This is a genomic window from Streptomyces sp. NPDC079020, assembly GCF_044542225.1.
In the GTDB taxonomy this organism is placed as follows: domain Bacteria; phylum Actinomycetota; class Actinomycetes; order Streptomycetales; family Streptomycetaceae; genus Streptomyces.
The window spans coordinates 102,256-114,595 of the sequence record NZ_JBITUB010000008.1; the positions used below are offsets into that span (position 1 = coordinate 102,256).

Sequence of the window (12,340 nt, forward strand, 5' to 3'; positions counted from 1 at the left end):
TCGAGGCCATGGCCGACATCGAGCCGTACGAGAACGCGCTGGACGCCATTCCCGGCGCCCACCCCTATCCGCGCTCCAGCCGGTACCACGACGCCGAGATCGGGGTGCACCGGATGGCCGACGGGACCGAAGTGCGGTACACCAAGCGGCGGTTACTGCCTCCGCTGAGCGACGCCGTGGACGACGAGACCGCGCCGCACACCGTCAGCAGCGGGGAGCGGCCCGATCTGCTGGCGCAGCACTACCTCGGGGACCCGGGGCAGTGGTGGCAGATCGCCGACGCCAATCCCGTACTGGATCCGTACGAGCTGACCGAGGAGGCGGGGCGGGTCATCGCGGTCCCGCACGCGGGGGGCTTCCCGGGAGCGGGGGCGGGGGCGCGGTATGTCTGATCAGCCCGTGGGGGGCGGGCCCATCCACATCACGCTGGAGGCGGGGCCGCGGCTGACCCGGCCCGTTCCGCCGGAGGTCACCGAGGCGCTGCTGTCGGCGCAGATCACCGCGACGGCCGGTGAGCGCAGCGGGTTCCAGCTGGCGTTCGACCTGACCAAGCAGGGTGCGCTGTCCCGGCAACTGCTGCCCGAGGGGTTCTTCGATCCGAAGACCCGGTTGATTCTCAGTGTGAGTGTGAAGGGCACCGCATGGGTTCTGCTCGACGGGCTGATCGTGCGGCAGGAGGTGGGCGCCAGCAATCAGCCGGGGCACTCCACCCTCACCGTGACCGGTGAGGATCTGACCCTCCTGATGGACCTGGAGGAGCGCACCGACCGCTACCCCAATCTGCGGCCCTCGGGGCGCGTCGCGCGCATCCTGTCCCGGTACGCCGACTACGGCATCGAGCCCCATGTCTTCCAGGAGAAGATCGAGCAGCCCCCGCACGAGCGGCTCCGGGTCGACTACCAGTCGGGCACCGATCTGAGTTACGTGAACGAGCTGGCGCGGGCCAACGGGTACACCTTCTACCTGGAACCGGGGCCACGCCCCGGCCACTCGGTCGCCGTGTGGGGCCCGGAGGCCCGGATCGGGCAGCGGCAGCACGCGCTCAACGTGAACATGGACGTCAACTCGACGGTGGACCAGTTGACGTTCGCGTACGACGGGACGGCCCGCGAGGAGCCGCAGGCCCGGGTGCAGGACCCGGCCACCCGGGACAGCCGACTGCTGCCGCAGCCCGACATCGGGCCGCTGCGCCCACCGCTGGGCCGCCGGGCCACACCCGCGCTGAAGCGGCGCACGCTGTCCGGTACGGCGAAGCGGGAGTCGGGGCAGGCGCAGGCCGAACTGCTGGCACGGGCCGCGCTGTCGGCGGACGCCATCTCCGGTTCCGGGTCCCTGGACGTGAACCGGCACGGGTACATCCTGCGCCCCCGCGAGCTGGTCGGGGTCCGTGGCGCCGGAGTGACGTACGACGGCGACTACTTCGTCAGATCCGTCACGCACAACATCAGGCCCGGTTCGTACCAGCAGAACTTCACGCTGTCGCGCGAAGGGCTGATCGCCCGCGGCGACACCGTACGGCCCTAGGGCAGCAGAGCCCGCAACAGCGGAAACGGACCAGGAGAGCTTCGGATGGCTGCAGGACCGAACAACCGGTTTCTCGGGAAGTTCCGGGGGCGGGTGGTGAGCAATGACGATCCGATGAGGATCGGGCGGGTCACGGTCAAGGTGCCGGACGTCCTGGGCAGCGAGACGTCCACCTGGGCCATGCCCTGTCTGCCGTTCACCGGGCCGCAGTCGGGGCAGTACGTGGTGCCCGCCGTCGGGGCCGGGGTGTGGGTGGAGTTCGAGCAGGGCGAGGTCAGCTTCCCCATCTGGACAGGGTGTTGGTACGGGGACAGCCAGGAGGTGCCGCCCGACGCGCTGACCGGTTCCGCCGCTCACCAGAACGTGGTGATCCAGACCTCCGACCAGCACAAGTTCGTGATGGGCGATGTACCGGACGGGGGCCAGGGCATCCGGCTCCAGGCCGCGAGCGGGGCGTACATCCAGCTCGACGAGAAGGGCGTGACGATCGCCAACGGCCAGGGGGCCTCGGTCGTGCTGACCGGTGGCGAGGTCAACATCAACGACGGCCGGCTGGTCGTGCCCCAGAAGCCGTAGCCGCAGCCGCACCCTGCCCCACACCCGTGGCCGCCCCACCCGTGGGCCGTGGCCATACCCGTGGCCATACCCGTAGCCGTGGCCATACCCGTAGCCGTAGCCGTAGCCGTAGCCGTAGCCGATCGCAACGAGAACGAACGACGGGGAGAGGACTCTTGTCCACACGCTCAGGGACCATCGTCAGCGCCGCCGCCACGCTCACCTGCCCGCACGGCGGCCGGGCCTCCGCCACCGCCGGGCAGCCCGCCGCCGTGCGGCTGGACGGTCTGCCCGTCCACACGGCCGCCGATGTCTTCGTCGTGCACGGGTGCCCGCACACCGTCGACGGGGTGCCGCTTCCGTGCACCACCGTCCGGTGGAGCCCGCAGCCGGGCGGCGTCCTCGTCGACGGCATGCCCGTGCTGCTGCACACGAGTGCGGCGCAGTGCTTCAGCGCGGCACTGGTGCCGCAGGGGCCGCCGGCCGTCGCGGCCACGCCGCGGGGGGTGAGCTGCGTATGAGGGCGAGGACCGTACGCGACGACATCGCGTTCCCGTTCCGCGTCGACCGGCGGGGGCGCGGTGCGCACGCCCCGTACGACGACCATGTGCGCGATCTGGTGGAGCAGTTGCTGTTCACCAGTCCGGGCGAGCGGGTGATGCGGCCGGACTTCGGCTGCGGGCTGCTGGACCTGGTCTTCACACCGAACAGCCCCGAGCTGGCCTCGGCCCTGGAGCTGTCGGTGCAGGCCTCGCTCCAGCGCTGGCTGGGCGAGCTGATCGAGGTGGAGTCCCTGGACGTGGTGAGCGAGGAGAACGTGGTCCGGGTGTATCTGCGCTACGTGGTGCGCTCCACCGGGAGCCGGCGCGACGAGGTGTTCGAAGGGAGCGGGCCCGCATGAGCAGCCCGAGCAGGGAGTTGGTCTGCCGTACGGACGGCAGGCGCGGCAAGGTGCGTGCGGCGCGGCTCGGCGGCGTGGACGCGGTGGAGGCCGGTGACGACGGGCTGACGCTGACGGTGACGTTTCTCGGCAAGGCGCCGCACGGGCTGTGCCCGGAGAACATCCGGATCGACGGGGGCCGCCGGATCACCGGGATCGAGGCGGTCGAGGTGGCCGTGGAGCGCGAGGAGGACCCGGAGCTGGACGACCGGCTGCTCGTGACGGTCGACCGGACCGGGGACACCTCGCGCTACCGGCTGTCGGTGGTGGACACAGATCCGTACGGGCGGCCGGGTACGGAGCCGTTCCCGGGCTTCGACCAGCGGTACTTCGGGGTGGAGTTCGTCTTCCGGCCGGACTGCCCGACGCCCTTCGACTGCGTGGACGGGGCGGCGGGCAGCGACCCCGGTCCCCGGACCGAAGCGCCCGTCATCGACTACACGGCGCGCGACTACGAGTCGGTGCGCCGGCTCGTGCTGGACCGGCTGGCGCTGACCACGCCGGGGTGGGTGGAGCGCAACCCGGCCGATCTCGGTGTCACGCTCGTCGAGCTGCTGGCGCACACGGCGGACCGGATCAGCTATCAGCAGGACGCGGTGGCCACCGAGGCGTATCTGGACACCGCCCGCAGGCGGGTGTCGGTGCGGCGTCACGTACGGCTGATCGACTATCCGATGCACGACGGGTGCAACGCCCGGACGCTGGTCACCGTCGAGGTGACGAGGCGGATGACGCTGCGGCCGGGGACGTTCCGGTTCGCCGCCGTCGATGTCCGTACGCTGGGACCGCGCGACCGGCCCGAGATGGGCACCGTCATCGAGGACCGCGATCTGGCGGTGCTGGCCGAGCGTGGTTCGGTGGAGGTCTTCGAGCCGGTGGTGGCCGGGGAGCCGGCCGAGCTGCGGCCCGCGCACAACACCGTACGGTTCTGGACCTGGGGCGACGAGGTGTGCGCCCTGCCGAAGGGCGCGGTGTCGGCGACGCTGCGCGACGAGTGGGCCGACAAGAAGTGCACGGTGCGGGCGCTGGCCCTGGCGCCGGGCGATCTGCTGGTCATCGAGGAGGTGCGCGGGGCGCGTTCGGGTACGCCCGGCGACGCCGACCCGGCGCACCGGCAGGCCGTACGGCTGACCTCGCTCACGCCGGGCGTGGACCGGCTCTCCGGGCAGCCGGTGCTGGAGGTCACCTGGGCGCGCGAGGACGCGCTGACGTTCCCGGTGTGTCTGTCGACCCGGGGCGGGCCGGGCTGTGAGCCGGTGGCGGACGTGAGCGTGGCGCGGGGCAATGTGGTCCTGGTCGACCACGGCAGGTCCCTGACGTTCGCGGGGGCGCCGCCGGAGACGGTGACCGTGCCGCCGGAGCCCGCCGTGCTCGGTTCCTGCGAGCCCTCGGGCTTCGACTGCGGGGACACCGACGCGGGCAACGCGACGGCCCGGCTCCTCGTGGACCGCCTGGAACAGACCCGGCACGGACGGCTGTTGACCGCCGACCAGGTGCGTGAGCTGTCCGCACTCGCCGGTGAGGCGGAGGTGACGCGCGCCGGGATCGGGCTGGAGCTGGCCGGGCGGCGGCGCGAGAAGGTCGTGCCGGGCACGGCGTACGAGCAGGCGGAGGCGCTGGCGACGCTGCTGGCGCAGACCGTCTATCCCGGTATCCGGCCCCGTTTCCGGCCGGTGCTCCAGCGCTCGCCCGTGGTCCGGGCGGCACCGTTCCCGCTGCCGGAGCATGTGTCGGCCGGGCAGGCCGACCGGCTGGCCGCCGTGCCCGGACGGGTACGGGAGCGGCTGGTGGAGCTGTGGCGCAGCGCCCGTGACCACGACGGACTGGCGGAGGCGGAGATCGATGAGCTGACCGTGCTCTTCGGGCTGCGGGTGCTGGAGCATCTGGAGCTGCATCTCCATCCGGTCCGGGCGCTGCGGGAGCTGCTGCACCGCAGTCCTCGGCTGCTGGCGCCGAAGCTGCGCAGGCTCGATGTGCTGACGGCGCGGGCACGGGCGGGTTCGGTGCTGGACGCGGGCATCGCCTGGGAGATCGCCAGGAGCTGGGGGCCCGGCTACGCTGCCGGGCTGCGTCCGGACGCGCCCGTCCTGCGGGGTCCCGCGGCGGCCCTGGTCCAGGATCCGCGGGCCGCGCTGCCCTCGGTGACGGCGGTGGACGGTGGGGCGGTGTGGACGGCGCGCCGGGATCTGCTGTCCAGCGGGCACCGGGACCGGCATCTGGTCGGTGAGCTGGAGGACGACGGGCGGATCGCGCTGCGCTTCGGCGACGGCCGTCATGGTGCCCGGCCGGGCCCCGGCGCCCGGCTCGCCCTGCACTACCGGCTCGGCGGCGGTACGGCGGGCAATGTCGGTGCGGAGGCGGTGAACCATCTGGTGCTGCACCGCGGTCCGGAGGCCGAGGACTCCGGGGAGGCGATGCCGGTGGCGGGGGTACGCAATCCGCTGCCCGCCATGGGAGGAACGGAGCCCGAACCGCTGGAACAGGTACGCCAGTTGGCCCCGCTCGGTCTGAAGCGCACCCGGCAGCGGGCGGTGACCGCGGAGGACTACGCGGCGCTGGCGTCCGCGCTGCCGGGGGTGCAGCGCGCGGCGGCGGAGATCCGCTGGACGGGCAGTGTGCAGGAGGCGCATGTCGCCGTCGACGCGCTGGGGGCCGGGGAGCCGGCGCCCGAGCTGCTCGACGCGGTGGCGTACGCGCTGGAGAGCTACCGGCGAATCGGCCATGACCTGGTGGTCGGCCCGGCCAGGAACGTCCCGCTGGACATCGCTCTGTCGGTGTGCGCGGCGCCCGGTAATCAGCACGGGCAGATCCTGGCCGAGCTGTACCGGCTGCTGGGCAGCGGGCGGCTGCCGGGCGGGCGGTACGGGTTCTTCCACCCCGACGCGCTGGTGTTCGGTGAGCCGGTGCGGCTGAGCGCCCTGGTGGCCGCGGCGGCCACCGTGCAGGGAGTGGAGAGCGTGACGGTGACCCGGCTGCGGCGGCTCTTCGACGACGGGACCGACCGCGACGACGGCGCCGGGCGCGGCGGCGACGCGGAGCACGGCCGGGACGGTGATCCGGCCCTGGAGGCGGGCGTGCTGCGGCTCGGCCCGCTGGAGGTCGCACGGTGCGACAACGACCCCGACCGGCCCGAGAACGGCCGGCTGACCATCGAGCTCGCCGGAGGTACCCGATGAGCGGCGCGTACGACTGCGGCTGCGGCTGCGGCGGACATGACGAGCGCCGGGCGCCCGCGCCCCTGTACAACCCGCCGGGGCGCACGGCCCTGGACTACCGGGTCGGGGAGTACGGCTCGTTCCTGGCGGCCATGAAGGACCGGCTGGCCTCCCCCGCCCATCCGGCGCTGCGGGGGCTGACGGTCCGGACCCCGGACGATCCGGCGATCGGGCTGCTGGACTCCTGGGCCGTCGTCGGTGATCTGCTCACCTTCCACTCCGAGCGGATCGTGGACGAGGCGTATCTGCGCACCGCGAACGAGCACCGCTCGCTGGCGCTGCTCGGCCGGCTGGTGGGGCACCGGCCGCGGCCGGGGATCGCCGCCGACACCCATCTCGCGTACACCCTGGACCGTGATCCGCGGGACGCGGACGTGGAGGTGGTGATCCCGCGCGGGGCGCGCAGCAACAGCGTTCCGCTCACCTCCGAGGACGAGTCGCAGGTCTTCGAGACCTCCGCCGATCTCACGGCCCGCGCGTCGTGGAACGAGCTGGCGGTGCGCCGGCGCAGGCCCTCGCTGCTGACCGAGGAGGATCTGACCGGGCGTCCGGAGATCCAGGTCGCGGGCACGGCGACGGGGCTGACGGCCGGTGACCGGCTGCTGTTCGTCTTCAAGGGACAGCGGGGCGCGGCGGACGGCCGGGACGGCCCGGGGCAGGACATGACGGACGGCCCGGACGGCCTCGACGGACAGGAGCCGGGGAAGCGGCTGATCCGGACCGTCGCCCGGCTCCGAGTCGACCGCGAGGAGGACGTGACGGGGATCGTGCTCCAGCAGTCCGCCCCGCCGACCCTCGCCGAACTGGTGGACCTGCTCCGGGAGTGGATCACGGAGGACGAGCGGGCGGTCGAGGACGGCGAGCCCACGCCCGACAACCCCAATCCGCGCCCGGTCAGCCGGTACATCGAGGAGTTCGACACCCAGGTGCTGGCCCCGCTGCGGGCGGACCTGGACACGATCGCCTCACCCGCCCGTCTCGCGGCACGGCTGGCCGGGCCGCACGAGCGGCTGGCCGAGGCGCAGGCCGTGGCCCGTGCGCACGAGGACGTCGCCGCCTGGTTCGAGCAGTTGGAGGCGATGGTCGGCGAAGTGATCACGCAGGCGGCCGGCCTGGAACCGTCGCGGCCCGCGCCCGAGGCGCTCCGCCGCGCGCTCCCGGCCGCTCCGGCGGCGCTGAGGGCGCTCGGTGCGGTGCTTCCGGCGCTGCGCGACGGGGTCGTACGCCCCGGTTCGCACACCGGTTCACGCGCCGGTTCACGCGCTGCCGGGCGGGCCGGGTCCCCGGGCTCCGGCGCGGACCAGCTGGCCTCGCCGGGCCCGGACCTGGGGGCGCGGCTGCTGGCGGCGCTCGACCCGCGGATCGCCGACGGGATGTATCCGGCGTGGCGGCAGTCCGCGCCGACCGTGCCCGCGCTGCTCCACGAGGTGCAGGCGCTGCGGGTGACGACGTCCCCGTTCGGGGCGATGGCGCCGCTGCGGCCGGTGCAGGACGCGCGGGGGCGGGTGATCAGGCAGGCCGACTGGCCGCTGACCGGCTCGGCCCTGACGACGATGCGGGTCGTGTTCGACACGGCGGGCCGGGTCCCGGTGCGGGCGGAGTTCCAGTACACGGAGACCGGTTCGTCGGCCCAGCAGTCGGAGGACCTGTCGGCGGAGACGACGTTCGAGCTCGGCCCCGGCCGGGTCACGGTGACGGCACGGGCCGCCCAGGACCACGATCTGAGCTGGCTCCAGCGGCGGCCCGCCGACTCGCAGGAGCCCGGCGTCACCGCGCGGCTGCACGAGGGGCTGCCCGAGCGGACGCTGTTCGTGTCCCGTCCCGGTGAGGACGGCCGGGTCCATGTCGTCGTGCACAACGGCGAGCCCAAGGAGTGGCGTCTGGCGCCCGGCGACCATGAGCAGGTCCGGCACGACGGCTATGAGCTGACCGTCCGCTACACGGTGGGCAGCGAACCGGCGAACGTGGTGATCGGCATCGCTTCGGTGCCGGAGCCCGCGAACCGGCGGGTGATCGCCCTCGACTCGGTGCAGGACTCGGTCACGGTCGGCAGCTGGGTCGCGATCGAGCGTCCCCGCAAGGGGGCGGAGGGGCCGGACGGCATTCCGGGCGACCCGGATCTCCGGTCCGTCACCACCCGGGTCACCGCCGTACGCACCGCCGTGTACACCGACTTCGGCATCACCGGCCGCGGTACGGAGCTGACGCTGGCCGATCCCTGGCTCGACGAGCACGATGTGCTGCTCTCCACGATCCGCGACACGGCCGTGCACGCGGGCGGGCAGCCGCTGCGGCTCGCCGAGGAACCGCTCGGCGAGGACGTGCACGGCAACGAGCTGGAGCTGGCCGAGCTGTACGACGGACTGCGTCCGGGGCGGCAGCTGATCGTGTCCGGGGAGCGCGCGGACGTACCCGCCGTGCCCGGCACCGAACTGGTGACGGTCGCGGAGGTCGAGCAGGTGCTGGACCCGCTGGTGCCCGGCGACCATGTGCACACCAGGCTGACGCTGACGACGGATCTGGTCCACCGCTACCGGCGGGCCACCGTGCGGGTCCGGGGCAATGTGGTGGCGGCCACCCATGGCGAGAGCCGGGAGGAGCCGATCGGCAGCGGGGACGCGGACCGGGCCAACCAGACGTTCGCGCTGTGGCAGTCGCCGCTGACCTGGCTGCCCGCCGACAACCCGCTGGGGGCCGTCCCGGCCCTCGAAGTGCGGGTGGACGGGCTGCTGTGGCACGAGGTGGACAGCCTCGCCGGGCGGGGACCGCGCGAGCGTGTCTACGTCGGCGGGGTGTCGGGCGGCCGGACGACGGTGACCTTCGGCGACGGGGTGCACGGCGCCCGGCTGCCCACCGGCCACGAGAACGTCCGGGCCCGCTACCGCTTCGGGACCGGCCGGGCCGCCAATGTCCGGGCGGACCGGATCACCCAGGCGGTCACCCGGCCGCTGGGCGTCACCGGGGTCACCAATCCGCAGCCCGCGACGGGCGGCGCGGACGCGGACGGCCCCGCCCTGACCCGGTCCACGGTCCCGCTCGCCGTATCGGCGCTGGACCGGCTGGTGTCGGTCACCGACTACGAGGACTTCGCCCGCTCCCGGGCCGGGATCGGCCGGGCGGCGGCGCGCGAGGTCTTCGACGGCAGGCGTCGGCTGCTGCATGTGACGGTCGCCGGGGTGGCGGACATCCCGGTCGCCGAGGACTCCGACGTGCTCACCGCGCTGCGCTCCTCGCTCGCCCGGTACGGCGACTCCCGGCTGCCGGTGCGGGTGCAGGTGCGCGAACCGGTCCTGCTGCTCCTCGCGGCGAAGGTGGAGGTGGCCCGCGACCACAGCTGGCAGCTGGTCGAACCCCGGCTGCGCCGGGCCCTGCTGGCCCGGTTCGGCCCCGCCCGGCGCGAGCTGGGCAGCCCCGCGCACCTGTCGGACGTGCTGGCCACGGCCCACTCGGTGCCCGGCGTCGGCCATATGGACGTGGACGTCTTCGGCGGGGTGCCCGCGTCCTTCACCCCCGAGGACCTGCCCGCGCTCAGCGAGTCCCTGGCCGAGCCGCGGCGGACGGTCGCGGCTCGGCTCGCGGCCTACGACGAGGACGTGCACCGGGTCACCGCGCCGCAGGGCGAGACGCTCACCTCCGTAGCCGCTCGGTACGGCATCGGACTCGACGAACTGCTCCGCCTCAACCCGGACATCACCGACACCCGGCCGCTCGCGAAGGGCCGCGCGGTGTTCGTCTTCCGCGGCATCCGGCCCGCGCAGCTGGTCCTGCTGTCACCGGACGTCCCGGACACGCTGATTCTGACGGAGGTCACCGCATGAACACCCAGGAAGGGAGCGCCGCATGAGCAGGGAACCGGACGGGCTCGCGGAGCTGCTCCCGCAGTGGCACCGGCTGCGGGACGCCGAGGGCGGTGAGCCGCTGCGCGCACTGCTCGCGGTGATCGCCGAGCAGGCGGACCGGGTGCGCGACGGGGTCGAGCAGAGCTACGAGGACCTCTTCGTGGAGACGGCCGCGCCCTGGGTGCTGCCCTACCTCGGCGATCTGGTGGGCTACCGGCCGCTGCCCGGCTACGAGCGGGTCCGGGCCACCGGACTGGGCGGCGGGCGGGGCGGACCGGGCGACGCCGAGGCCCGCGCCCGGCTCGCCGAGGCGCTCGCGCCGCGCCGCGATGTCGCCTCGACGGTCGCCAACCGCCGCCGCAAGGGCACCCTCGCACTGCTGGAGGAGCTGGCGCGGGAGGTCGCCGGGTGGCCGTCCAGGGCGGTGGAGCTCTCCCGGCTGGTCTCCCAGCAGCAGCCGGTGAAGCTGTACGGGACGGGGGCGCCGTCCGCCGACGTCCGCAGGCTGTCCCGGGGCCGGCTGGCCGATGTCCGCCGGGGCGGCCAACTGGACCTGGCGGGCGGTCCGTTCGATGTGATGGCCAGGTCGTCCGACGTACGCAGGGCGGGTTCGGCGCGCCGGAGCGGCGGTCACTCCCCCGCCGGGATCGGGCTGTACGTGTGGCGGCTCAAGCCGTACCACGTGACCCGGGCACCGGCGTACTGCGTCGACCGGGCCCGCAGCCTGTACACGTTCTCGATCCTGGGCAACGACAGCCCGCTGGTGACGCGTCCGGTGCCGGAGCCCTCGGCCACGCATCTCGCGACGATCGACAACGTGCCCGCGTTCATCAGGCGGCGTCAGCTCTCCGACCGGCTCGCGGACTACTACGGGCCGGGCAAGAGCTTCACCGTCTGGCGGGACGGCCAGGACGAGCCGGTGCCGATGTCGGACATCGTCGTGGCGGACCTGTCGGACTGGCGCTACCGGCCCAGGCTCGGCTCGGTGGCCGTCGACCCGGTGCTGGGGCGGATCGCCTTCGGGTCCCGTTCGGCACCCCGGCAGGGGGTCTGGGTCACCTACCACTACGCCGCGGGTGACGACATCGGCGGCGGCGAGTACCCGCGCGAGCGGGTCACCCCGCCCACCGCCCGGATCTACCGGGTGGGTCCGGGCCAGGCGTTCCAGCGGATCATGGACGCGTACGAGCGGTGGCGCGCGGACCTGTCGGCGGGGCACCGCGGGGCCGAGGGCATCATCGAGATCACGCACAGCGGCGCCTATCAGGAGCAGCTGGACTTCGATCTCGACCGCGGCGACCGGCTGGAGGTGCGCGCGGCCGAGGGCTGCCGCCCTGTGATCCGGCTGCTCGACTGGTACAGCAACCGGCCCGACGCCCTCAACATCCGGGCGCGGGAGGACAACGGCCCCACCGGCGCCCACGGGCACGGGGACGCGCCCCGCGTCGTGCTGGACGGGCTGCTCGTCACGGGGCGCGGGCTCCATGTCAGCGGTCCCGTCGGCGCGGTCGTGCTGCGGCACTGCACCCTGGTGCCCGGCTGGTCGCTGGAGCCGGAGTGCGACCCGCACTCCCCGGAGGAGCCGAGCCTCGTCCTGGACCGGACCACCGCGTGCGTCTCGGTGGACCACAGCATCATCGGGACGATCGAGGTGATCGGCGACGAGGTCAGCCACGATCCGCCGGCCATCCACCTCCGCGACAGCATCCTGGACGCCACCGGCCACGACCGGGCGGCCCTGTCCGCCCCGGACTGCCGTCACGCCCACGCCGTACTGCACGCCCACCGCACGACGGTCATCGGCGAGGTGCACACGCACGCCGTGGAGATCGCCGAGAACAGCGTCTTCACCGGGCAGTTGCGGGTGGTGCGGCGGGGCATCGGCTGTCTGCGGTTCTCGTACGTGCCGCCCGGCTCCCGCACCCCGCGCCGGCACCGCTGCCAGCCCGACCTGGTGGGGGCCGACCGTGCGGAGGAGGTGCGTCCGCTGCTGAGCGGCGAGCGGTACGGCACCCCCGCGTACGGGCGGCTCGCGGACGGCGGTCCGTGGCAGATCCGCCGGGGCGCCGACGACGGCTCGGAGATGGGCGTCTTCCACGACCTGTACGAACCGCAGCGCGAGGACAGCCTGCGGGCACGGCTCGCCGAGTACACCCCGGCCGGCACGGACGCCGGGATCTTTCCCGTCACCTGACCCGGCGCCGGGCGGCCGGGCGCACCGGGCGTCCCGGCCGCCCGGTCCGGCCACCGCGACGGCCACCCGGCCC

Annotated in this window: 8 protein-coding genes; all 8 read left to right on the plus strand. The window is 73.9% G+C overall.

The features are described 5' to 3' along the window. Window positions 1–8: 8 nt before the first annotated feature. The 8 genes from ACIGJO_RS18485 (at window position 9) to ACIGJO_RS18520 (ending at window position 12,267) form a co-directional block, all read left to right on the plus strand. Window positions 9–392: a hypothetical protein gene (locus tag ACIGJO_RS18485; protein WP_351864956.1), complete on the plus strand. Its 384-nt coding sequence runs from the start codon at window positions 9–11 to the stop codon at window positions 390–392. After that, complete coding sequence (locus tag ACIGJO_RS18490) at window positions 385–1,524, plus strand: hypothetical protein (protein ID WP_399959172.1); 1,140 nt, start codon at window positions 385–387, stop codon at window positions 1,522–1,524. Before ACIGJO_RS18485 ends, ACIGJO_RS18490 begins: the two co-directional genes overlap by 8 nt. A gap of 45 nt (window positions 1,525–1,569) precedes the next feature. Then, the gene (locus tag ACIGJO_RS18495) at window positions 1,570–2,100 is read left to right on the plus strand and encodes a phage baseplate assembly protein V (RefSeq protein ID WP_399959175.1); all 531 of its coding nucleotides are present in this window, start codon (window positions 1,570–1,572) and stop codon (window positions 2,098–2,100) included. A 155-nt stretch (window positions 2,101–2,255) separates the two neighbouring features. Continuing rightward, window positions 2,256–2,600 (plus strand): hypothetical protein, encoded by a 345-nt coding sequence (locus ACIGJO_RS18500; protein ID WP_399959177.1) that lies wholly within the window; start codon window positions 2,256–2,258, stop codon window positions 2,598–2,600. Beyond that, complete coding sequence (locus ACIGJO_RS18505; protein ID WP_399959179.1) at window positions 2,597–2,980, plus strand: GPW/gp25 family protein; 384 nt, start codon at window positions 2,597–2,599, stop codon at window positions 2,978–2,980. Before ACIGJO_RS18500 ends, ACIGJO_RS18505 begins: the two co-directional genes overlap by 4 nt. Continuing rightward, window positions 2,977–6,195: a putative baseplate assembly protein gene (locus tag ACIGJO_RS18510; RefSeq protein WP_399959181.1), complete on the plus strand. Its 3,219-nt coding sequence runs from the start codon at window positions 2,977–2,979 to the stop codon at window positions 6,193–6,195. Before ACIGJO_RS18505 ends, ACIGJO_RS18510 begins: the two co-directional genes overlap by 4 nt. Further along, the gene (locus ACIGJO_RS18515; protein ID WP_399959183.1) at window positions 6,192–10,052 is read left to right on the plus strand and encodes a putative baseplate assembly protein; all 3,861 of its coding nucleotides are present in this window, start codon (window positions 6,192–6,194) and stop codon (window positions 10,050–10,052) included. The genes ACIGJO_RS18510 and ACIGJO_RS18515 overlap by 4 nt, the downstream gene beginning before the upstream one ends. Before the next feature lie 22 nt (window positions 10,053–10,074). Further along, window positions 10,075–12,267 carry a hypothetical protein gene (locus ACIGJO_RS18520; RefSeq protein ID WP_399959185.1) on the plus strand — a complete coding sequence of 731 codons (2,193 nt, stop codon included), beginning with the start codon at window positions 10,075–10,077 and terminating at the stop codon, window positions 12,265–12,267. The last annotated feature ends 73 nt before the right edge of the window (window positions 12,268–12,340 follow it).